19 protein-coding genes and 1 pseudogene are annotated in these 22,643 nt (G+C 68.4%); 14 read left to right on the forward strand and 6 right to left on the reverse strand.

Features of this window, described 5'->3' with window-relative positions; all coding sequences use genetic code 11:
- The 3 genes from Sfulv_RS00005 to Sfulv_RS00015 form a co-directional block, all read left to right on the forward strand.
- Positions 1-1,193: TnsB C-terminal domain-containing protein (locus Sfulv_RS00005; RefSeq protein WP_173310115.1), on the forward strand; the 1,193-nt coding region annotated here is incomplete at its 5' end.
- Positions 1,194-1,264: 71 nt separating this feature from the next.
- On the forward strand, positions 1,265-2,278 hold the full coding sequence (locus Sfulv_RS00010; protein WP_218900255.1) for a TniB family NTP-binding protein: 1,014 nt from the start codon (positions 1,265-1,267) through the stop codon (positions 2,276-2,278).
- A gap of 165 nt (positions 2,279-2,443) precedes the next feature.
- Positions 2,444-3,466: an ATP-binding protein gene (locus Sfulv_RS00015; protein WP_173317458.1), complete on the forward strand. Its 1,023-nt coding sequence runs from the start codon at positions 2,444-2,446 to the stop codon at positions 3,464-3,466.
- Between the two features lie 57 nt (positions 3,467-3,523).
- Here the strand turns inward: Sfulv_RS00015 and Sfulv_RS31675 are convergent, their stop codons facing one another.
- Genes Sfulv_RS31675 through Sfulv_RS00025 form a run of 3 tightly spaced genes read right to left on the reverse strand, consistent with a single transcriptional unit; the run spans position 3,524 to position 5,911 of the window.
- Positions 3,524-4,006 carry a zinc finger domain-containing protein gene (locus Sfulv_RS31675; protein WP_443098529.1) on the reverse strand — a complete coding sequence of 161 codons (483 nt, stop codon included), beginning with the start codon at positions 4,004-4,006 and terminating at the stop codon, positions 3,524-3,526.
- A gap of 7 nt (positions 4,007-4,013) precedes the next feature.
- On the reverse strand, positions 4,014-5,294 hold the full coding sequence (locus Sfulv_RS00020) for an MFS transporter (RefSeq protein WP_173310117.1): 1,281 nt from the start codon (positions 5,292-5,294) through the stop codon (positions 4,014-4,016).
- Positions 5,295-5,326: 32 nt separating this feature from the next.
- Positions 5,327-5,911 carry an ArsR/SmtB family transcription factor gene (locus tag Sfulv_RS00025; RefSeq protein ID WP_173310119.1) on the reverse strand — a complete coding sequence of 195 codons (585 nt, stop codon included), beginning with the start codon at positions 5,909-5,911 and terminating at the stop codon, positions 5,327-5,329.
- 222 nt (positions 5,912-6,133) lie between these two features.
- Between Sfulv_RS00025 and Sfulv_RS00030 the strand changes: the two genes are divergently transcribed.
- The 11 genes from Sfulv_RS00030 to Sfulv_RS00080 all read left to right on the forward strand — a co-directional run bounded on the left by Sfulv_RS00030 (position 6,134) and on the right by Sfulv_RS00080 (position 20,328).
- On the forward strand, positions 6,134-6,454 hold the full coding sequence (locus Sfulv_RS00030) for an acyl carrier protein (RefSeq protein ID WP_173310121.1): 321 nt from the start codon (positions 6,134-6,136) through the stop codon (positions 6,452-6,454).
- Positions 6,441-7,250 carry a thioesterase II family protein gene (locus Sfulv_RS00035; protein WP_173310123.1) on the forward strand — a complete coding sequence of 270 codons (810 nt, stop codon included), beginning with the start codon at positions 6,441-6,443 and terminating at the stop codon, positions 7,248-7,250. The genes Sfulv_RS00030 and Sfulv_RS00035 overlap by 14 nt, the downstream gene beginning before the upstream one ends.
- Positions 7,219-8,214 carry a pyridoxal phosphate-dependent aminotransferase gene (locus Sfulv_RS00040; protein WP_173310125.1) on the forward strand — a complete coding sequence of 332 codons (996 nt, stop codon included), beginning with the start codon at positions 7,219-7,221 and terminating at the stop codon, positions 8,212-8,214. The genes Sfulv_RS00035 and Sfulv_RS00040 overlap by 32 nt, the downstream gene beginning before the upstream one ends.
- A gap of 6 nt (positions 8,215-8,220) precedes the next feature.
- Positions 8,221-9,258 (forward strand): 2-ketoarginine methyltransferase, encoded by a 1,038-nt coding sequence (locus Sfulv_RS00045; RefSeq protein ID WP_173310127.1) that lies wholly within the window; start codon positions 8,221-8,223, stop codon positions 9,256-9,258.
- Between the two features lie 98 nt (positions 9,259-9,356).
- Positions 9,357-9,740, forward strand: coding sequence for a cobalamin B12-binding domain-containing protein (locus tag Sfulv_RS00050; RefSeq protein WP_246352931.1), 384 nt, complete (start codon positions 9,357-9,359; stop codon positions 9,738-9,740).
- Positions 9,737-10,990 (forward strand): methylaspartate mutase, encoded by a 1,254-nt coding sequence (locus tag Sfulv_RS00055; RefSeq protein ID WP_173310130.1) that lies wholly within the window; start codon positions 9,737-9,739, stop codon positions 10,988-10,990. Before Sfulv_RS00050 ends, Sfulv_RS00055 begins: the two co-directional genes overlap by 4 nt.
- A gap of 16 nt (positions 10,991-11,006) precedes the next feature.
- Positions 11,007-12,020, forward strand: a complete 1,014-nt coding sequence (locus Sfulv_RS00060; protein WP_305961355.1) for an asparagine synthetase A — start codon at positions 11,007-11,009, stop codon at positions 12,018-12,020.
- Positions 12,017-13,306, forward strand: a complete 1,290-nt coding sequence (locus Sfulv_RS00065; protein ID WP_173310132.1) for a glutamate synthase-related protein — start codon at positions 12,017-12,019, stop codon at positions 13,304-13,306. The genes Sfulv_RS00060 and Sfulv_RS00065 overlap by 4 nt, the downstream gene beginning before the upstream one ends.
- Positions 13,303-14,748 (forward strand): amidase family protein, encoded by a 1,446-nt coding sequence (locus Sfulv_RS00070; protein WP_173310134.1) that lies wholly within the window; start codon positions 13,303-13,305, stop codon positions 14,746-14,748. The genes Sfulv_RS00065 and Sfulv_RS00070 overlap by 4 nt, the downstream gene beginning before the upstream one ends.
- Positions 14,738-15,763 (forward strand): branched-chain amino acid aminotransferase, encoded by a 1,026-nt coding sequence (locus Sfulv_RS00075; protein WP_371874713.1) that lies wholly within the window; start codon positions 14,738-14,740, stop codon positions 15,761-15,763. The genes Sfulv_RS00070 and Sfulv_RS00075 overlap by 11 nt, the downstream gene beginning before the upstream one ends.
- Entirely contained in the window at positions 15,760-20,328 is a 4,569-nt protein-coding gene (locus Sfulv_RS00080; RefSeq protein WP_173310136.1) for a non-ribosomal peptide synthetase, read from the forward strand. The genes Sfulv_RS00075 and Sfulv_RS00080 overlap by 4 nt, the downstream gene beginning before the upstream one ends.
- A gap of 838 nt (positions 20,329-21,166) precedes the next feature.
- Here Sfulv_RS00080 and Sfulv_RS00085 read toward each other — a convergent pair.
- From Sfulv_RS00085 to Sfulv_RS00095, 3 genes and pseudogenes are all read right to left on the reverse strand, one after another.
- A pseudogene (locus Sfulv_RS00085) lies at positions 21,167-21,428 on the reverse strand (IS110 family transposase); the annotation flags it as partial.
- Positions 21,429-21,993: 565 nt separating this feature from the next.
- Positions 21,994-22,344 carry a nuclear transport factor 2 family protein gene (locus Sfulv_RS00090; protein ID WP_218578023.1) on the reverse strand — a complete coding sequence of 117 codons (351 nt, stop codon included), beginning with the start codon at positions 22,342-22,344 and terminating at the stop codon, positions 21,994-21,996.
- A gap of 50 nt (positions 22,345-22,394) precedes the next feature.
- Positions 22,395-22,607: an MbtH family protein gene (locus tag Sfulv_RS00095; RefSeq protein WP_281385845.1), complete on the reverse strand. Its 213-nt coding sequence runs from the start codon at positions 22,605-22,607 to the stop codon at positions 22,395-22,397.
- Positions 22,608-22,643 lie beyond the last annotated feature (36 nt).

Here is a 22,643-nt window from a genome sequence, read left to right on the forward strand (position 1 = left end):
ACGCCGCTCTGCTGCTGGCGGAGATGGCTGTGCCGCATCCGGCACGCCCGGCGTGGCCTGACGTGCTGCGCTTCACACACAGCACGGTCCTGCCGGCCGAGCGTCTGCTTTCCTTGGACGAACGTCTTCGCGGAGCGGCCGCACGGCCGGTCGTGGTGCCCGAGACCGTGGTGGTGGACCGGGGGAAGGTGTTCCTGTCGAAGGCGTTCACGGGCGCCTGCGAAGCACTCGGGATCGGCGTGCAGGCCGCACCTCCGTTCGCCCCCACAGCCAAAGGCATCGTGGAGCGGACCTTCGGGTCGATCAACACCCTGTTCTGCCAGCACCTGCCCGGCTACACCGGCTCCGACGTCACCCGCCGCGGCAAGGACGCGGCACGCGAAGCCTGTTACAGCGTCGCCGAGCTGCAGGAGCTGCTGGATGAGTGGGTCGTGCACTATCACCACCGCCCGCACCAGGGCCTGCGGCATCCCATGCTGCCGAAGATCGCCCTGTCCCCGAACCAGATGTGGGCGGCCCTGGTCGCGGTCGCCGGATACGTGCCCGTACCGCTGACCGGCAATGACTACCTGGAGCTGCTGCCTGTGCGGTGGCAGGCCATCACCGAGCACGGCATCCGCCTGCACCACCGCACCTACGACCACGACCTGCTCGGCCCGCACCGCGGGCAGCCCTCCACCGTGGCAGGCCGCGGCGGGAAATGGGAGATCCACTACAACCCCCACGACGTCCGCCAAATCTGGATCCGCCTGCCCGACGGCCAGCTCACCGAGATCCCGTGGATCCACCGGGACCACACCCACCAGCCGTTCAACGACCGCATCTGGCACTACCTGCGCACCATCACCGGTCAGCGGGCCGGCCAGGACGCCGAACAGGCCGAAGCCGCTCTCGCCGAGGCCCTCGACGCTCTGATGCGCCGTGCCCGGGCAGGACAGGCCACCGCCCAGGAGCAGCACCTCCTCAACCGCACGACCACCGTCCGCACTCCCCCACCCCGCCGCTCCGAGAGCCCGTACCAGGCACCCCCACCGCATCCGGGAGCCACGTATGCGGGAGAGGACAGCCTCGACGGCCTCGACCAAGGCCAGGAAACACAAGACCTCGCGCAGGACGAAACTATGGACGGCCCGGCAGCATCGGTGAGCGGGTACGGGCTCTACGACGCCGAGGAAGAAGCTCTCAAATGGTGACCGGCCCCCGCCCGGGAACAGGAAGCAGTCCTTCCACAGCGCACGGAAAGGACGCCCGAGCAGGGCACGGCATGAGCGCCCCAGACGGCGACGGGCCAACAGACGCGGCATGGCCGGTGACGACCTGGCAGGGCTGGCAGCACTTCGCCACCACCCCTCCCCCACAACCACCCACACCCGGAGAACCAGAACGAAGCACAGAACAACGCCTCGCCTACCACTCCGCCTTCGTCACGGTACGGACCCCGGCCATCGACACCCTCACCACGACCGTGCGCACGCTGATGATCCTGGGACAGCACCAGCAGACCACCGCACGGCCCTCGTTGATCGTCACCGGGCCGGCAGCGGCCGGAAAGACCACCGCCCTCCTGCATACCGGGCGCACCTGCCACCTCGCCCACACCCGACAGCACCCGCCACCGGACCACAGCGTGCACGCACCGGTGCCCGTGGCGTATGTGCTGGTCCCGCCCGCGGCAAGCGCGAAAGCCCTCGCGACCGAGTTCGCCCGCTACCTCGGCATTCCCGTGACCGGCCGGATGACGCAAGCCCAGATCACCGACGCCGTCTGCCACACCTACAACCACACCGGCGTGCGCCTGATCCTCATCGACGAGATCCACCGGCTCAACCCCCGCACCACCACCGGCGCGGAAACCGCCGATCTCCTCAAAGACCTCACCGAACGCATCCGCGCGACCTTCGTATACGCGGGCATCGACGTCACCACCACCGCCCTGTTCTCCGGGGTACGCGGAGCACAACTCGCCGGGCGGGCCTCCCTGGTGGAATGCGGAGCATTCCCCGCACGCCTCGGGAAACGCGAACCCTTCCGCGAACTCATCACGGGCGTGGAAACAGCACTCGATCTACGGGCACACCAGCCGGGCACACTCCCCCGCCACGCCGCCTACCTCCACCAGCGGACCGCGGGACGTATCGGGAGCCTGACCCGCCTCATCCGCCAAGCAGCCATCACCGCCATCCACGACGGCACCGAACGCATCACCAAAACCAGCCTCGAAGGGATCCGCCTGGACCACCTCGCCGAAACCCACCACCGCCCCACCCCGAACCGATAACCCCCGCACCGCCCGACGCCCACACGGCACAACGCTGTGACCAGGGGAAACACACACCGGACCTTTAGAAGACAGGACCACACGAGGGACACCGGAAAACTCTCAACGAAAACGAGAGAACCCCACGCCAGTGGGCCTACAGCCCGACAAGACCACGCTCACACAATCTCAACCAAACCGGGATACCCCAGCACACAACAACACCTACACCTCAACTACACCCCCACGAAACGACACTGGCACCGCTTCGCCACCACCGACCCCGTCGTCCCTCCCCGGCCCGGCGACCCGCCCCGCAGCACGGAGGAACGCCTGGCCTACCACTCCAGCTTCGTCACCATCCGCACCCCCGCCATCCACACCCTGGCCGCCCAGGTCCGCACCCTGATGATCCTCGGACGCCACCAGCAGACCACCGCACGGCCCTCCCTCATCGTCACCGGACCGGCCGCCGCAGGGAAACCCACCGCGCTCCTGAACGTCGGGCGTACCTGCCACCTCGCCCACACCCGCAAAAACCCACCACCACCCGGATCAGCACACACCGCGGTACCCGTCGCGTATGTTCTGGTCCCGCCCGGCGCGACCGCGAAAACTCTCATCACCGAATTCGCCCGCTACCTCGGCATCCCCATAACCGCGCGCATGACCCAGACCCAGATCACCGAAGCCGTCTGCCACACCTACACCCAGGCCGGCATCCAGCTCGTGATGATCGACGAGATCCACCGCCTCAACCCCCGCACCACCACCGGCGCCCAAACCGCCGACCTTCTGAAAGACCTGAGCGAACGCCTTCCCGCGACGTTCGTCTACGCCGGCATCAACGTCACCGACACCCCCCTCTTCACCGGCACCCGAGGCGCCCAACTCGCCGGACGCGCCACCCTCGTCGACTGCGGCCCCCTACCCGCCCGCCACGGCAAGCGTGAACCCTTCCGCGACGTCATCACCGACATCGAAAACCATCTCGACCTCCAACAGCACAAAGCCGGCACCCTCCCCCGCCACGCCCCCTACCTCCACCAGCGCACCGCCGGCCGCATCGGATCCCTCACAAGGCTCATCCGCCAAGCCGCCATCACCGCCATCCACGCCGGCACCGAACGCATCACCAAAACCACCCTCGACACCATCCGCCTCGACCACCTCGCCGAAACCCAACACCGCCCCCGCCGAAGCCGATAACCCACGCCCACCGACCAAGCAGAACAGCCCTGACCAGCACAAACACCAATCGGGCCTTTACACGCTAGAACCAACTACAACAGACCCAGCCCCACTCAACACAGAACACATAACCCCAGACCAGCCGCCCAGCCGCACACCAACAAACCCCCTCCCAGCGTTAGGCATCGTGTAGATCCGGGGTGGAGGAATCAGACCTTGCTGCCTCCACTTCTCGTACGGGAGTGGTCCGGCAGCGTCGCGGCGGGCGCGGTGGTGATTGGTTGGGTGGCCGCCTTCGGTGCGGCAGGCACGTCCCGCGACGGCCTTGCAGGTGGGGCATTCGATGCGGCGGTTCCAGGAGCGCACGAGGTCCAGTTCAGGTCCGGATCGCAGGCTCCTTCGCCCCTGGCCGCCCCACGTGGTGTTCCGCGGTTCGTCCTCCGCGTCCATTGGTCTCCCTGAGCCCAGTGGTGTGTGCCGTGCCGCTGGCCGTGCTGGTGTCGGCGCGCCCCAACATGCTGGGTGCTCTGCGTCATTCCAGACAGAGCGAAAGCGCATCGATCGCTTAGGCCGGATCCTTCGATGTGCGAGGGAGTTCGGCGCGCCGTACAGCCTTGGAGGCCAAGGCGATCACCACGCCCACGCTGGCGAACGCCCCCGATCCAACAAACACCGATGCGGCCCCCCATACGCCGATCGCCGCGCCGACCAGCGGATAGGTCAGGGGCGCGAGGCCGACTGAGGTGATCATGGTGACCGAGGTGACCCGGCCTAGATAGGCGGGATCCGCCTCGGTCTGCACAAGGGTGTTGCTCAGGCTGCCGAAGACACCCGCGCTCAGCCCAGTCACTGCGGCCACCGCCGCAGCGAGATACAGGTCGGGGGCCAGCCCGATTGACGCCGCCCCAACGCAGCTCACTAGCAGCGTGGCGGACATCGTCAGGCCAGCCCGGGGAAGCCATCCGACGATGGCCAGCAGCGCCGCACTCGCAGCCGCTCCGGCTCCAAAGGCGCTGATGATGAAGCCATAACCGGAAGGTCCCCAGCCGCGTTCGTCGTTGAGCAGCACCATGCCGACGTTGAGGGTCCCGGTCAGTCCGAGCTCACCGATCGCGCCGACGAGGACCAGTGGGAAGATGAGGCGTTGGCCTCGTATGTAGCGCAGGCCGTCGATGAGGTCCTGCCATGTACTGCTGGCCGGCGTCGGCGGCTGTTCCGCGTCGCGCGGCTCCAGAGGCCGCAGCCGCAGGGTCAAGAGCAGCGGGATCGACAGCGCGAAGAGCAGACCCGCAACGGCGAAGGCGGCCTCCGCGCCGCCCAGTCCCATGGCAAGGCCACCAATTGGCGGGCCGGCGATTTGGCTGAGCCGGATCGACAGTGAGCGCATGCCGGTCACCCGGGCCAGTTGGTCCGGGCTGGTGATCCGTGGCGGCAGGGCACCGACGGAGGGCATGAACAGTGCGTCCACGATGCCGAAGATCAGCGCCGTAGCTATGAGAATCCATAAGGAAGGCCCGGTCAGGGCAATGGCGGCGGCCACGGCGAGGATGAGCAGACAGCGCACCGCGTCGCTACCGAGGACTACCCGACGTGGGCCGAAGCGGTCGGCCACCGCACCGCCGCCGAGCATGAGCAACGCGCGCGGTAGCGCTCCCGTCGCCATAACCAAGCCGATCTCGGTGGGCCCGGCGACTTTCTGAGCAGACCAGGCCAGGGCGACGAAGTAGACGCTGTCGCCGACAAGCGAGGCGGTGTACGCGGTGAGCCACCGCAGCACGTTGCCGTCGCGATAGGCCGGTCGGCTCTTGGTGGCTTGTTCAGGCGGGGGCGTGTCCGTGGAGGCCACGGCTGGCTCCAATCGATGGGTGGCGGGTCCGGTCAGGGCCGGAACGGGAAGCCATACAGGTGCACGGAAACGTGCTCGCGGTCCTTGATCCCACTGACCGCTTTGCCACGCTCTCGCCACCGCCGGACGAGCGCGTCGAACTCCTCGCTCATCTCGGCGAGCTCGTCGGGGCTGAGTTCCAGCATCGATTCGGAGCTGAACGCGGCGTCGGTCCACGCAGCACCCCAGGCGGCTGTCTGATCCAGGTACGCGCGGTACTGGGCGACGCGGGCGTCGACGAGGCTGCGGGTCACGGCACCGACGGTGGCGGCCCCTTCGGGCGTGTCTGCGAAGTCGGAGTCGCGGAAGCCCCAGCCGTCTTCGGTTGCCACCCGCCACCACCGCTCGCGGCCGTCGGTGCTCTGAGCGCTTGCCTCGGTAACGAAACCGTGCTCGGCCAACTTGCGTACGTGGTAACTGACCAGCGAGGGCATCTCGCCGACGTGCTCGGCGAGTTGGGAGGCGGTGGCGGTGCCGATGGCGTGCAACAGCCGGTAGAGCCGCATTCGCAACGGGTTTGTGAACGCCTTCAGTTGGGAGAGGTCGGTGATCCGCTCGGCTTTTCGTTGTGGCGGCATGTGTGCAACCTAATCGTGAAACAAAAATTGCGCAACAGTATTTTCACACCTGTCCGCCCGGGCCTCTCCGTAACGCCCTGCCCGGCATCTGCCCCCGCGATCGACGCCGGTATTGCCGTTGCGTTGCCTGGCAATTGTTTCCGGGCAAGGCATCTAATCGGTCAAGCGCCGATCTGGTGGCGAGCCTGCGGGCCGAACGTGAATCGACGAAGGAGGTCATGCATGGACGCCCGGGACAGCGGTGTCAACCGCGCCCAGAAGCAGCCATCGGACGCGGACCGTCTGGTGGTGGTGATCACGGACGCCTGGGAGCAGGTACTCGGCCACCACGACTTCGGGCTCGACGACTGGTTCTTCGACGTCGGCGGAGACTCGCTGCAGCTCATCCGTGTCCACGCGATCCTCAGCCGCGAGCTGCCCAGCTGGAACATCACGATCAGCGACCTCTACACCTATCCCTCGATCAACGACCTCATCCCCGTGCTGAGCAAGGAGCCCGAAGACGGATCCGCCGAGGAGGCAAGCGCCCATGCACCGGCGTGAGCCACAGACCGGCGGTCGGTCCATCTGGCTGTACCCCCTGCGCAAGGCCGCCGCTCGCCCGCGGGCCCGGCTCATCGTGTTCCCGTACGCAGCCGCAGGAGCAACCGCCCTGCGCCCGGTGCTGACCGGGCTGGCCGATGAGGTCGAACTGCTCGGCGTTGCGCTACCTGGCCGGGAACGCCGCTTCAGCGACCCACTGGCGAACGGGCTCGACGAGATCGTGGACGCGGTAGGCACGGAGCTGACGGCCGGCGAGCTGCTTCCGACCTCTGTGTTCGGCCACTGCATGGGCGCCGGCATGGCGCTCGTCTTCGCGATGGCGCATCGGGACCTCGTCGGAGGTGCCGCCGTCAGCGGGCGCAACCCTCCAGGCGTACCGACGACCTCTCCGCACTTGGACGACGCGGACATCGTCGACTTCCTCGAATCCGCCGGAAACACCGCCCCGGAGCTCTTGGCCGACGCGTTCTGGAGGAACAGACTGCTCGAACTGTTCCGCAGCGACTCGGAGCTGGGCGAACAGGCATCCCAGGTCATCGAGACCGGTCCGCTGAACCAGGACCTCTTGGTCCTCGGCGGCGCCGACGACTCGTACGTCGACCCGGGCGGGCTCGACGAATGGGCAGGGCGTACGAGCGGCCGGTGCGAGGTTCTCGTCCTGCCCGGCGACCACTTCTTCATCATCGATCGGCCCAACATCCCCATCATCACGCGCGCTCTGGGCAATCTCGTCCTCGGCGCGCCAGCGAGCACAGGAGGCGAACGTGGTGGCAGCGCACGAGTCGGGCGACTATGAAGCACTCCTCGACTGGAACGAAAGCCCCATCGGCCCGCCGCCGATGGCTGTCAAACGCGTTATAGAGGCAGCAGGGCGGCTGCACCGCTACCCCCGCGGGCTCATGGAGGAGGTGACAGCGCTCACCGCCGCCCACGTCGGTGTCGCCCCAGATCAGGTGCTGCTCACCGCCGGGGTGGACGAGGCCGTCGACCTGACACTGTCGCTGGCGCGGCGCGCCTGGGCCCTGAGGCCGGGCTTCGATGGGTATGCCGACCGCGCCGCGGCCAACGGCAAGCCGTTCTACGGGATCCAGCTCGACAACCGATGGCAGCCACCAGCGCCTCCCTCGGGACTGGGCGACGGTGACATCGTTTACCTGGCACAGCCGGGCAACCCGATCGGCCTCCTCCTGCCGGATGAGTGGATCGACGCAGTCGCCTCCGGGCACCTCCTGATCGACGAGACATATCTTGACTTCTCCTCCCGGCCCAGCTTGCTAACGCGCCCACAGCGCCCTGGCAGGCTCGTGTACCGCAGCTTCTCCAAGGCCGCTGGCCTCGCGGGCATCCGGGTCGGCTGCCTGATCGGCGAGGCAGCGACAATCGCCCGGCTGGAACCGCTGCGCCGCTTCATGCCGATCGACGCCGTCAGCCTCAACGCCGTCGTCGGCCTGCTCGAAGAACCCGACTTCATGACCCAGCTCACCTCCCATGTGCTCCAGGCCCGTCCGGCGCTGTGTGCGCTGCTTCGCAGCAGCGGACTGTTCGCCGAAGTCGTCGAGTGCGAAACGAACTTCGTGCTCGCCCGGCCCACCGATACAGCCCGTGACATCACCCAGCGGCTCGACCAAGGCAATGTCCGGGTCAAGGACTGTGCCGTGCTCGGCCTGCCCGGCTGGCTCCGGATCAGCGTCGGTTCCTGGGACGACCACATACGCCTAACCAACGCTCTCGGCAGAGTGACGACCACAGAGAAAGGCTGACACCCCATGCTTACCGATGACTTCGAGCGCCGTCTGATCGACCACACTCAGCCGGTCCGCCAGTTCTTCCTGGCCCAGGCGCTGCACCACGCCATGCACGTAGGTGTGTTCGGCGCGCTGGAGGAAGAGCCCGGCGCCGACGCCGGGAGACTGGCCAAGCAACTGGGCCTCGCTCCGTACCGCACCCAAGCCCTGCTGCGTTACCTGCGCAACGAGGGGTACACGACTCTGGAAGACGGCGGCTGGTCGCTCAGCGCGAAGGGGCGAGAGGTCCGCACATTCGCGCCCTGGTACAAAATGCTGGTCGGCGGTTACGCGCCGTCCATGGACCAGCTCGGCGAGGTCCTGAAGGACGGCACGCGCTACGCATCGCGCAACACCACAAAGGTCGGTGAGGGCAGTTGCGGCATCGGCGCGTACGACGCGCTGCCGCTGGTGCAGACACTGCTCGACTCGGCCGGGGACAGTCTTAGCAAGATCGTTGACCTGGGCTGCGGCGACGGCAGCTTCCTGATGGACGTGCTGGTGGCCCGGCCGAAACTGGCCGGCGTCGGTGTCGAGCCGCACGGGGAGTCGATCGTCCTCGGCGAGCGCCGCCGCGCGGTGCTGGGCCTCGAAGACCGTATGGAGTTGGTTAAGGGCGGCGCCCTGGACGCGGCGGGGTTCGACCTGGCCGACGGCGGCGACGGGATCTGCTTCATGACCGCGTTCGTGCTCCAGGAGGTCATGCAGCAGGAGAGTCCGGAGGCCGTCGAGAACCTTTTGGCCACGGTGTTCGATCGGCACCCGAAGGCACGCTGGCTGATCGTCGAGATGGATCACCAGCCGCTCTCCCCGGTGATGGGCAGCCACGGCCTGGCACTGAACTTCTACAACCCCTACTTCCTGATCCACTCGATCACGCAGCAACGGCTGGAGACCCGCGAGTGGTGGGACGCTATGTTCGATCGCCTGGGTCTGACAGTCGAGGCGGTGGCCGCTCCTGACCCGCGCGCCGACTCTACCGACCTGCAGTTCGGCGTGCTGCTGGCGAAGCGGCGATGAGCGGGTCGGTCGTGAAGGCCGCCCAGCCTTCACGCGGCGAGCGGAGCCGTGCCGGGTCGCTGACCTTCGTACTGTGCAGTGTGCCCTCGGACTCTCACATGTGGAACCTGGTCGCGCTCCAGCTTCTGATCGAGGAGATGGGGCACAGAGTGGTCAACCTCGGTGCCTGCACGAGCGTACCGCTGGTGATCGAGACCAGCCGGGCTGAGCGGCCGCACTGCGTTGTGGTCAGTACGGTCAACGGGCTTGGCTGCATCGACGGCGCCGGGCTGATCACGGCCCTGCGCGCCGAGCCGGACCTGGCCACGCTACCCGTCGTGATCGGCGGCAAGCTCGGGCTTAGGGGCACAAGCGACACCGACCCCACATCCGAGCTGCGCCAGCTCGGCTACGACGGGGTCTTCCCCGTCGCCGAGTCCGCAGAGAAGGCGCTTGCCGGGTTTCGCGCGTTCGTGGCGGCCACGCTTGAGCGGGCCCGATGACCGTTGAGCACGCGCCGTTCAGTGCGTTCGTGGCTGCTCGGCAACACACAAACACCCTGATCGTGCAGCCTCGGATGGGATTCAGCGACCCGGCCGTGATGCGCCGCGGGCTGCTGGCCGTACGTGCGGCCGGCGTGCCCGCAGTGGGCACGGTGACTCTGGACAGTTTCACGCGGCAGGGCGAGCACGACCGCGCCGCAATGGCTCGCGAGGCGGACGTGGAGCTCAACGGCTACGCCCTGGTGGCTATGGGCGAGGAGCGCACCTCCCGGATGCTCGCCGGGATCGGCGGCCCCGACTTCCCCGTCCAGGTCCGGCACGGTTCGCCCCGCCCCGAGCAGATCTTCCGCACGATGCTCGCGGCGGGCGTGGAGGCCACCGAGGGCGGGCCGGTGTCATACTGCCTGCCGTACAGCCGCGTGCCTCTGCGAGAGTCGATCCGGGCCTGGTCGCAGGCGACGCGGCTACTGGCCCGGCAGGCCGACCAGGGCGTGCGCTGCCATCTGGAGACCTTCGGCGGGTGCATGCTCGGCCAGTTGTGCCCGCCCTCGCTGCTCATTGCGATCTCGGTACTCGAGTGCCTGTTCTTCGCCGAGCACGGCATCACCAGCATGTCTGCGAGCTACGCCCAGCAGTACTGTCCTGAGCAGGACGCAGAGGCGCTGGGCGCGCTGCGCCTGCTGTGTGCCGAGTACCTTCCGGGCGTGAACTGGCACGTCGTGCTGTACACGTTCATGGGCCTCTATCCGCAGAGCCCAGGTGGCGCGCGAGAGTTGCTCCGGCAGAGCGCCCGGCTCGCGGTGCGCACCGGGACGGAGCGGCTGATCGTCAAGACTGTCGCGGAGGCCCACCGGATTCCGACGATCGAGGAGAACGTCGAGGCATTGCTGCTCGCTCACCGCACCGCGGAAGCCGAACAGCTCACGCCGGAACCGGCCGATGGCCGCGGCACAGAGGTGTACCAGCAGAGCAGGACCCTTATTGACGCCGTCCTCGCACTCGCGCCGAGCGTCGCAAAGGCACTGCCGATCGCGTTCGAGCGGGGGGTGCTCGACGTGCCGTACTGCTTGCACCCGGACAACCGCAACGAAGCCAGGTGCGCGCTCGGACCGGATGGCCGGCTGGAATGGTGCGAAACCGGCCGCATGCCGTTGCAGGCCGCAGCCCGCCATCGCGGCCCGACCAGCCTCGAAGCGCTGCTGGCCGACCTGGAGTTCCACCGGCGTCGACTCGACCCCTTGCCCCGTTGACCCTTGGGAGTGATCCGTGACCACCATTCATTTCGCCTCGGGCGCGAGCTTGGCTGCGGCGCTGCCGGACCTGCGGACGCACCTGTCCTCGCCAAGGACACGCAGCGCCATAGCCGTCCAGCAGGCGATCCTGCAGGCGGCCCGGGAGTACCTGACCGGCGAGGGCTTCACCGAACTCCTCACGCCGATCATGGGACCGGTCACCGACCCTGGCGCGCGCGGGTCGAAACAGGTCGACATTGACTACTACGGCCACCGTTACAAGCTGATGACCAGCGCAATCCTCTACAAGCAGGCGTCACTGCTGTCCTTCGGGAAGATCTTCTGCATTGCTCCGAACGTAAGGCTCGAGCCGCTGGAGACCGCGAACACCAGCCGGCACCTCACCGAGTTCCACCAGCTTGACGTGGAAATCGCAGGCGCGAGCCGCGAGGATGCGATGGAAGTGGCGCAAGGCGTCGTGACGCACGCCGTGCACCGGGCGCTGGACAAGGCGGCAGATCATCTCGACGAGCTCGGCCGGAGCCGTGACGCCCTCGCCGTCTGGCTCGACGACCCCTTCGTCAGGATCACGCACCGCGAGACGGTCCGACGGCTGCACGAACTCGGGCACGCGCAGGACCCGGAGACCGAGATCGACTGGGCGGGTGAGCGCCTCCTGTCCGAAGGTGAGAAGCGCCCCTTCTTCGTGACCGACTATCCGAAGGGCTCACGCGGCTTCTACGACCGGGAGAGCGCCATTGAGCCGGGCACGCTGAGCAACTTCGACTTGATTGCGCCGGAGGGATACGGCGAGCTGGGCAGTGGCAGTGAGCGAGAATTCGATTATCGCCGGATGGTCGCCCGCATGCGCGAAACCGGGGAAAACCCGGCAAAGTACGGCTGGTACCTGGAACTGGTCCGGGGCGGCATCCCTTCCAGCTCCGGCTTCGGAATCGGAGTGCAGCGGCTGACCCGCTACGTTGCCGGTCTCGACGCCGTCTGGCAGACCAGCATGTTCCCTAAGCTGCCCGGCGTGGTCTCAGCGTGAGCACGCTGCGGGCGGACGGATTCCCGGAGACCGAGATTCGGCTCCGCGCGCGCGAAGGCGCCGCGGCAGCCTTTCCGCAGGGCACCGACTACGGTGCGGCGCTATTCGGCGGTGGGGCGGCGCAGCGGGCCTCCGCGGACCCGTTAGGCCTGGCCCGGCTGGTGCCGCCGGTGTTCATGCCGCAGCGCCTGGAGAAGCTGGTCGACCTGGGCCGGGAACCGCTCTACAGCGACGTGGAACTGGCCACCGACATCGGCGGCCTGCGTTCGCCGCTCCCGGTGTACCTGTCCGCGTTGGGGTCGACCAGGGCGGCGAGCGCGGAGGTCGGCGAGGCGGCGAGTCGGCAGGCTGGTCAGCTCGGTCTGCCGATGGTTCTCGGCGAGAACGTCGTGGCGCACGGCGGCTACGGACGCACCGACGGCGCGCCCGAGCGCTCCATGCTGCGGCGGCTGCGGGTGTACAGCGAGATGCTGCCGGAAGGGCTCGGCGGCGTCGCCGTACAGCAGAGCACCGAAGACGCCGACGCCGAAGTGTGGAACCTGGTCTACAGCGATCCGTCGGCCCTGCACCTGCTGGAGTCGGGGCGGCTGGCGTTCGAACTTAAAGTCGGCCAGGGCGCGAAGCCGGGCCTGGGGGGGATGACGCTGGTGGACCCCAGTACCGCGGCCCGGCTCCACCAGCATTACCCGCTCGAACCAGTACACGGCACGGGCGGGTTTCTGCGCAGCAGCAGCCCAGGCACTTATACCGAGGAGATCCTGCGCCAGCAGATTCGACTGATGCGCAACAACTTCCCGCGCGCCCAGGTGTGGGTGAAGCTTCCCCCGGCCCGGGACGTCGCCGCCGCGGTAGCACTGGCCTGGCAGGCCGGGGCCGACGCGGTCACTGTGGACGGGGCGGAGGGCGGCACTGGCTGGGCGCCGAACGCGTTCCTGAACCATGTCGGACTGCCGCTCGGCGAGTGCCTGCTTCGGATCGGCCGGGGCGGGGGCGCTCTACTCGCGTCCGGCAGGATGTGGGAGGGGGCACGGTGCGTCAAGGCGCTGGCGCTTGGTTGCAGGGCGGTGGGCCTCGGCCGGGCAGCACTGCTTGCCGCAGACGAGGACCGCGCCGACGGTCTCAAGCGGTTCGTGCAGTGCCTGGCGCTGGAGATGCGGCTACTGATCAGTGCGTTGGGCCGCTATGCGCCCCGCGACCTCAAGTCCGAGGATGTCTGGCTGCCTCACAACCTCTGGTCTCCGGCGGCACCGATCGGGGCCGCCGGGGAAGCTGAGCGCCTCCCATGAGCGTCACTGACCTCGCGATGACCGGACACGCACGCCGCGGGCTGGAGCTGACTCGGAGGTGCCTGAGCCAGATAGAACGGTACGACCCGCTGGTCAACGCTGTCCTGGCTCTGGACCCAACCGCCTTGGAGCAAGCCGCTCGGGCGGAACGGCGGCGCGACCGCGCGCCGCTGGCCGGGATACCGGTACTGGTCAAGGACAACATCGACGTAGCCGGCCTCGACTGTACGGCCGGCTCCCGGCTCCTTATCGGTGCCGCGCCCGCCCAGGACGCACCGGTGGTCGCAAGGCTGCGCGTCGTCGGCGCGGTCGTCCTGGGCAAGACGAACCTCAGCGAGTGGGGCAACTTCCGCTCCTATGACGCGCCGGAGGGGTGGTCCGCCGTCGGCGGGCAGACCCGCAACGCGCACGCGCCGCAGCGCAGCCCATGGGGTTCGTCCGCAGGTTCGGCCGTCGCGGTGGCGGCCGGGATGGCGCCGCTGGCCCTCGGCACCGAAACCGACGGGTCGATCGTCTGCCCGGCCGGGGCGAACGGCGTCGTCGGTGTGAAGCCAGAGCCGGGCCTACTGCCCTCGGGCGGCGTCGTGCCGATCGCTCCCGCACAGGACTCCGTGGGGGTGTTCGCTACGAGGCTGAGCGATGCCGTGCTCTGCCTGGCCGAACTGACCAACCGTACCGACCTGTCGGCGGCCCCGGCGCGGCTCGCCGGGCGGCGCTTCGGGCTGTGGCACACGCCGGGTATACCACGGCTCGCGCTGCGGGCGGTTTCCTCCGCGCTGCGGGCGGCAGGAGCCGAGCTGGTCGAGGTGCACTTCCCGGAGCACTCCGGCCTCATGCTCGCCGAGGTAATCGCCATGCAGGCCGAGTTCCCCGAGGCGGTGGCGAACTACCTCCGTACCCGCCCCGGGGTGCCCGACAGCTTGGACGGGTTGATCGCCGCAAACCGAGCCGACCCTGAGGAGCTGCGCCTGTTCGACCAGGGCGTCTTCGAAGCGTCGGCTTCGCTGTCGGCCGAGAACCGCGCGCTGCGCGTCGAGGCGGGCCGACAGGCCCGGGCCCGTGCGCGTCGACTGCTCGACGACGCGCTGCGCCGCGTGGACGCCGTACTCGCCCCCACGAACCCGCCCGCCTGGCGGCTGGAACCCGGTCGGCCTGACCCGCGCCCCGCGACCAGCTCCGTGCTCGCGGCGCTGGCCGGATATCCGAACGTGTCAATCCCGGCGGCCGAGTACGGAGGGCTGCCGCTTGGCGTATCCGTCTTCGGGCCGCCGAAACTAGCCGCACTGCTCCCCTGGCCGGGGCCGTCGAACAGTTCTGCCCCCCGTATCGCGCTGCGGCATTCACCCGGCACATGCCGTGAGCCAGCAACCCGAGGAGATCACCGTGTCGCAGACAAGCCCGGCGGCTCTGACCAGAGTCGGCCATGGAGATGTGTTCACTAACCACATGGTCAGCTCCGTCTGGGACGGGTCGGACGGCTGGCAGCCGTCCGAACTGGTCCCGCTCGCGCCGATCCCGATGCACCCGGGCATGCTTGGTGTGCATTACGCACAGGTCATCTTCGAGGGCCTGAAAGCGCACCGTCAGGAGGACGACTCGATCGCCGTGTTCCGTCCGTGGGAGAACGCCCTCCGATTTCAGAGGTCGGCGCGCCGACTGGCGATGCCGGAGCTTCCGACAGAGATGTTCATCGAAGCAATCGAGCGGCTGGTCGCGGCGGACGAGTCCTGGCTGCCCGCAGGCAACGACGAACTGAGCCTATACATCCGGCCCATCATGTACGGGTCGGAGTCAAATCTGATGCTGCGACCGTCGCGGGAGTATCGCTTCCTAACCGTGGCGTTCCTCGCTGGCGGATTCTTCGGCAACCTGCCTGCTCCACTGTCGGTGTGGGTGAGCCGCACGCATAGCCGCGCGATGCCAGGGGGCACCGGCGACGTCAAGTGCGCCGCCAATTACGGACCATCCTTCATGGCTCAGCAGGAGGCCGCTGCGGCGGGCTGCCAGCAGGTGATGTGGCTCGACTCGGAGGAGCGGCGTTGGGTGGAGGAAATGGGCGGAATGAATCTCTTCCTCGTCCGCGGCGAGGGCCCCGATGCGGAACTGGTTACCCCCGAGCTGACTGGCACGCTGCTGCCCGGTGTCACCCGCGACTCACTGCTGGCCCTCGCCACACTAATGGGGTACAAGACGCGGCAGGAACGGATCTCGATAGACCGGCTTCGGGCCGACTGCGAGTCCGGCGTAGTAACCGAGATGTTCGCCTGCGGTACGGCGGCCGTGGTCACTCCGATCGGAAGGCTGCGGGACGAAAAGAGCGCGTGGACGGTGGGTGACGGTCAGGCCGGTCCGACGACGATGGCCCTCCGGGACCGGCTCGTCAACGTCCAGCACGGCCGGTCTCCCGGCCCGGACGGCTGGTTGCACCCGGTGCGCGTGCCGGGCACCGTACGGTGAGCCGGGACATCGGCTGCCTGCACGAGCTGTTCGAGCAGCAGGCGGCAACGCGTCCCGACGCGCCCGCGCTCGTCCACGACGGCGAGTGGATCAGCTACGCGGAACTGAACTCGCGCGCTGACCGGTTGGCACGTGGTCTCGCCGCTCACGGCGTGCCACCCGGCCGCACCGTGGGAATCTGTCTGCACCGCGGGATCGACCTTGTGGTGGCGGTGCTGGGCGTGCTCAAGTCCGGGTGCGCCTACACGATGCTCGATCCGGCGTTCCCCGACCGGCGGCTCACTCGGGTGATCGCCTCGGCCGATGCCGCAGCGGTGCTCACCGAGTGCCGGGCGCTGCCCCGCGCCGTGTCGTTCGCGGAGGTCGCTGCCTATGACGGCGCCGGGCTGCGGGTGCGGACCCGCGGCGCCGACCCGGCGTGCGTAATGTTCACCTCCGGCTCAACCGGCGCGCCCAAGGGCATTCTGACCTCGCACGCCTCGCTGACGGCCACACTCATCGGGCAGACCTACGCCGCGTTCGGCCCGGAGGAGGTGTGGCTGCAATGTTCGCCAGTCTCGTGGGACGCCTTCGCCCTCGAGCTGTTCGGCCCGTTGATCACCGGCGGCGTCTGCGTCCTGCAGTCCGGCGGCGCCCCTGAGCCGGAGGAGATCGCCGAGCTGGTCATGGACCATGGCATCACGACGGTATACGTTTCGGCCAGTCTCATGAACTTTCTGCTGGACGAGCACCCGTTGATGTTCACCCGCCTGCGGCAGGTGCTCACCGGCGGGGAGCCTGCCTCGCTGACCCACGTCGACCGGCTGCTGCGAGAGTTTCCCGGGCTGCGCGTGATCAACGGGTACTCCCCCGCTGAGAACACCATCTTCACCTGTTGCCACACCATCGAGCCGAGCGACGTCGCGACCGCGTCGATCCCGGTCGGGCGGGCCATCGCGAACAAGACCACGTATGTTCTCGACGACAGGCTGTGCGCCGTGCCGCCAGGCGTCACCGGCGAGCTGTATATGGCCGGTGACGGGTTGGCCTACGGCTATGTTGGCGTCCTGGCGCCGACCGCCGAGCGCTTCGTGGCCGACCCGTTCGGCCTGCCCGGGCAGCGGATGTACCGAACCGGGGATCTGGTGCGCGAGCGGGCGGACGGCGCCCTGGAGTTTCTGGGCCGCTCCGACCAGCAGGTGAAAATTCGGGGATTCCGGGTGGAGCCGGCCGAGATCGAGGCCGTGCTGACCTCTCACCCACGGGTCACGCGGGCCGCCGTCGTCCCGTTCGGCGAGGGCACCAAGACGCAGCTTGTCGCCTACGTCGTCGGCGGCGCGGACGAGGAGGAGCTGCGCGCGCACACGGCCGGGCGGCTGCCCTCGCACCTTGTTCCCAGCCGGTTCCTCGTTCTTCCTGCGCTGCCGCGCACCGCGACCGGCAAGCTGAACCGTGCTGCGCTGCCGTCGCCGACACGTCTCGAGCCGGCTGGCCGGACCGCAGCAACGGCGGACGAGCAGCTGCTCTGCAAGTTGTTCGCCGAGGTGCTCGCCTTGCCCGAGGTAAGGCCCGAGGAGAACTTCTTCGCCTTGGGCGGCCACTCGCTGGCCGCCGCGAAGGTGGTCGGCCGACTACTGCGGCTTGAGGGCGTCCTGCTGCCGGCGCGTACCGTCTTCGACGCGCCTACCGCAGCGCAGCTCGCGGCCGGACTGGAGCGAGCACGGCAAGCCGGGCACGCCGCGACCAGACCCACCAACGACATCGAGCGACGGCCGAAGGACGGCCCGGCACCGCTGTCCCCGATCCAGACACGACTGTGGATCGCGGACCGGCTCAACCCGGGCACCGCAGAGTACGTGATCCCGATCGCCCTGCGGATCGGCGGGCCGCTGGACATCGCAGCGCTGACGGCGGCGCTCACCGAGCTCACGCGGCGCCACGAACCGCTTCGGAGCCGGATCGTGGAGACCGACGGCGAGCCGGTCCAGGTGGTCGACCCGGTCGAACCAGTGGCGGTTCCGGTCACCGACATAGATGCCATCGACAGGTTCGTCACCGAGCAGGCGGAACGTAGCATCGACCTGGAGATTGGGCCTTTGCTGCGCGTCGCGTTGGGTCGCATCGCACGGGACGACCACGTGCTCACGCTGTGCGTACACCACATCGTGGCCGATGACTGGTCCGTGTCATTACTCGCCTCCGAACTCGCCCACCACTACGCCGACGCCGTCGGTTTGCCCGGTCCTCAACAAGACGCCCTGCCGGAGCTGCCAGTCACCTTCCGTGATGTGGCTTCTTGGCAGCGTGCGCGGAGTAGCCGACTCGGCTCCACGGCCGCGTACTGGCGCGAGCGGCTGGCCGGTATGCCCACCGTCGTGGAACTACCCGCCGACCACGACCGGCCGACACGGCGCGACGTCCTCGGCGACCGCCGGGGGTTCGCAGTGCCGCCTGAACTCGTGGCGCGCGTCGCTGCGTTCGGGCGCGCGCGCGGAGCCACCAGTTTCATGGTTCTACTCGCCGCGTTCACCGTGCTCGTCCAACGCCGGACCGGCATGAACGACTTCGGCATCGGCACACCGGTGGCCGGGCGCGACCATCCCGATACCGAGTCGCTGATCGGCTTTTTCGTCAATACCGTGGTACTGCGCGCCGACCTGTCGGGCGACCCCGACTTCGCCACCGTGCTCGCCCGCACTCGCGAGACGGTCCTGACCGCCCTGCACCACCAGGAGCTGCCGTTCGACCGCGTCGTCGACGAGGTGAAGCCTGTACGCGAGGCCTCACGCAACCCGCTCGTCCAGCTGAACTTCACGCTGCGGACGGCTAGGACATCCTCCTGGCCACTGCCCGGACTCGACGTCCAACGCCTGCCTGCGGACACCCGCACCAGCAAGTTCGACCTGCTCCTCGACCTGGAGGAGCGCCCCGATGGGAGCCTGGCCGGAATGGTCGAGTACCCTGTGGCCCTCTTCGACCCGGCGACCATGGACCGGTTGACCCGCCACTACCTTAGCATGCTGGAGCACGCGATCGAGCTACCTGACCTGCCGGTGGCCCGGTTGCCGATGCTGACCGGCGCGGAACGCAACTGGCTGGCGGACATGCTGGACAGCCCTGAGCAGACCGGCCCGGGCGAAGCGACCCTCCCCGCGCTCGTGGCGCGGCAGGTACGGCTGCGCCCTGCGGCGGTCGCGGTGGACGACGGAGCCCGACGGCTGACTTACGCCGAGCTCGACACCGAGTCGGCTCGGATCGCCGCACACGTGGCGGCCGCCGTGCCCGGGCCGGAGGCCCGTGTCGCGGTGTGCCTACCGCGGAGCGCCGATGCGGTCGCGGCCGCACTGGGGGTGCTGAGGGCCGGCGGGATCGTCGTACCGCTCGAGCCCGACGAACCGGCCGATCGGGTCGCACGGGTGCTGGCCGCCGCCCGGCCCGACGTCGTGCTGACGCGGCGCGGTCTCGGCGAGGAACTCGACGCGCGGGCGGGCACTCCCGTTCTGTTCTGGGAGGAGTTGGGCACCGCGCCCATGACACAACCGGGTACCGTCCGACGGAGCAATGCCGCATACGTCGTGTTTACGTCTGGCGTGACGGGGCCGCCCCTGGCCGTACAGCTCACCCATGAGGGCGTCACACGGATGGCTCCTGCGGGATTGCGCGAACCCAGTCAAGTGGTGGCAGTCGCTACTCCCATGGAATCCGTCTCCTCGGTCCTCGGGGTGTGGGGCGCTCTCGGCAACGGCTCCCGGCTGGTACTGGCCCCGCCCACCGTGGCGGGGCTGAGCGAAACAGTTGCGCGCTCCGAAGGGGCTTCGGCGTGGCTCTCAACAGGGCACCTCCACGCGCTCCTGGAGTCTCGGCCGGAAGCACTTGACGGCCTGCGCCGACTTGTCACCGGCGGCGAGCCGCTCAGCCCAGTGCTCGTAGGGGCACTGCTCGATCGCGGCGTGCGGGTGGACAATGTGTATGGGCCGACGGAGGCGACCGGATTCGCCTGCTCGGCGGTGGAGTTGGATCATGCCGATACTGGGCGGCTCATCGGCCGGCCGGCCGCAGGAACCAAACTCTACGTGCTCGACGACCGGCTCGCCCAAGTACCGGTCGGCGTGCCGGGCGAGCTGATGGTCGCAGGCCGCAGCCTAGCCCGCGGATATGACGGCCGGCCTGGCATGACCGCGCTGCATTTCGTCGCCGACCCCTTCGTGCCGGGCGGGCGGATGTTCCGTACCGGGGATCTGGTTCGGGTGCGCGCCGACGGTGCGATCGAGTTCCTCGGGCGGCGCGCCGACCGGGTCGCCAGCCGCGGCCTGTGGGCCGGCCCAGACCGGACCGAGGCCCGACTGTACGCGCATCGGGATGTCGGGCAGGTGCTAGTGGTGGGCCGGGAGGGGCCCCGCGGTGAGCAATCTCTGATCGCGTACGTGGTGGGCCGCCGCGATGTTCCCGTCGATACGACGGCGCTGCGCCGGTTCTGCCTCGCGGGCCTGCCGCGCCACCAGGTACCGACGGCAGTCGTCGAACTGGCCACGTTCCCGCTTGGCCCACGTGGCAAGGTAAACCTTCCTTCCCTGCCCACGCCGTGACACTGACGAGCACCGCGGGACCGAGCGATGCTGTTCGTGGCCCTCCGCAGAAGGGAAGGCCACGAGCAGCACGAGTGTGTCGGCGGTGACTTCCCGTGTTCTGAGTCAGCAATGCCTCTGCGGCTTGGGAGATGACCAGTCCGGGAAGACATGGCTTTTCGCGCCCGCTTGGTCCTGGCGTGTGCAGCGGTGGGTGAGGGCGGGCTTCCAGCGTCGACGAAAGTAGTCGCGGGCGAGACCGGTGTGACGCGGGAGCCGGCGTCAGGGTGGCGGGACGCCGTTCCGCTGGTTGCGTCCGCCGCCTGCCGTCTGGGCGGTGGCCAGGGTCTGCTTGCCCGCTGGCCGGATCGCCGAAGCAAGAAGCGCGCGGCGCCGTCCGGTGTCGGGAAAGCGTTGGCGGTCCTAGCCCTCCATAACCCGGCGAGATGTTCAGCTCGTGAGCCGCTTCCTTCCGCTCAGTGCCAGCACATGAGCCGGGCCTCGTTCCTCCAGGCGATAGCGGAGTGGTGTGCTGACGCCGTAACCCGCACCCGCAACGAGCACCTCGATCCCCACCCGGACACGTTGTCCAGCAACCCAGGCGCGAGGCGCCGTTCGTCCTGATGCGCGGTGTCCGCCGGGATGCTGCTCGGCGGCAACGGCCAGGCTCGTCCGTCCGCTCCCGGGGCCCCTACTCTTTGGGCGACTGTCTGGGCGTCTGCGAGATCCGAGGTGGGAGCGTCAGCCGTCCGTGGAGGTGTCGACTCCGGTGTATTCGTAGGTCCAGCCCGGCGGGAGCATCAAGGGCCGGACGGGTATGTAGATGTGCCGGGCGGCAGGGTTCCAAGGCCCTGCCCCCAGCCGCCGCGAGCACGGAAACGTGCGGGCGAATGTGCGTCTCGGCCTCGCCCGCGTAAAGGTCGGCGGCGATCCGGCGCATCGTCAGGCCGGGAAGGTAGGCGACCGGGCAGCCCATGTTCCTTCGCGACCGTCAGCGACAGGGCGCCGATCGAGGCCGGCTGGTCGACCACGACCAGCACCGTTCCGGCCGATGTGACGGCGGTGGCGTAGCCCTTGCCGACGTCCAGGTCGAGGAAGACGTCTATGTCGCCGGTGTCGATCACGAGGCCCCTTCGCTCACGCCTTTCGTCCAGCCTGCCACGGCACCAAGCCCACATCCACGTTACGGAGAGCTCTTCCGCCTGGGTGAAGCCAGCGGTCAAGCCCTTCATCAGCGGTCCATCGATACCTCCGGGCCCGAAGGCCGGCGGCCCTTTGCGGAGCCACGAAAAAAGGTGACGGGGGGCGCGGGTCACCCCGACTGAACCCTTTGCGCACGGGGGAAACGACACGTCGTCGTTCTCTCACCTCCGTGGCGTGATCGGCTCGGACTGTCTCCGGGTGATCCTCTGCCGCACCGTCAGTGGATCCCACGGCAACCGGTTAACAAACTGCTGCAGAGCCTGCCGGCAGCTGCGCGGCCATCGGCTGGGTCGGCTTACGCCGGCCGTCCGGCCTCGGGCCCCGCAGCCAACACCCGCCTCACCACCACTGGTCCCGCCGCGGCAACGGCCCGAACGCGCCCATGAGCTGCGCCAACCCACCACAAAGCCGCTGGCTATCCCCGGCTTCACGCCATCAGGATGCCCACCAGCAGGCAATATCACTCAAGGTAACGAAGTATTACTAGACTTCGAAGGTCGGAAACAGCGTCTCACGGTGGTCGATGCGGCCGCCGCGGAAGTGCGCCCAATCCCTGAATCGGAAGTCGACATCCGAGCCGTCCTTGAGTGTTCCGGTGAAGCGGCCACGGACGGCAACCCAGGGGCCGTCCGCGATGACCTGGTCAAGCGAGTGCCGGCCGCTGGAGATGATGCGGTCGTGCTCGTAGAAGCGGCGCAGGGCGGTCGCGCCGCGTATGTCGGACATACCCTGGCGTTCGTAGACGATGTCATGGTGGAAGTTCGCAAGGAATTCCTCGAGACGGTCGGCGTCGATCAAGTCGTAGCAGCGGCGGACCGTGTCAGCATGCGTCATGTCTCCCATGGTGGAACCAGATCCTCCGTTCCAGTCATCCGCTGCCGCCATCAGTCGGCGTCCATCGCGGCGATGAGGCTCTTGGGCCGCATGTCGGTCCAGTGCTCATTGACGTAGTCGAGGCAGGTCTGCCGACTGGCAGGGCCGCAGACGCGGTGCCAGCCCTTGGGTACCTCGGCGAAGCCGGGCCACAGGGAGTGCTGGCCCTCGTCATTGACCAGAACGAGGAAGGACTGCTCGTCATCGTCGAACGGATTGGTCATCATGTTTCCTTTCCACAGGTTTCGCGATGGGGCGAG

Origin of the sequence: Streptomyces fulvorobeus (assembly GCF_013167895.1) — a bacterium.
GTDB classification, from domain to species: Bacteria; Actinomycetota; Actinomycetes; order Streptomycetales; family Streptomycetaceae; genus Streptomyces; species Streptomyces fulvorobeus.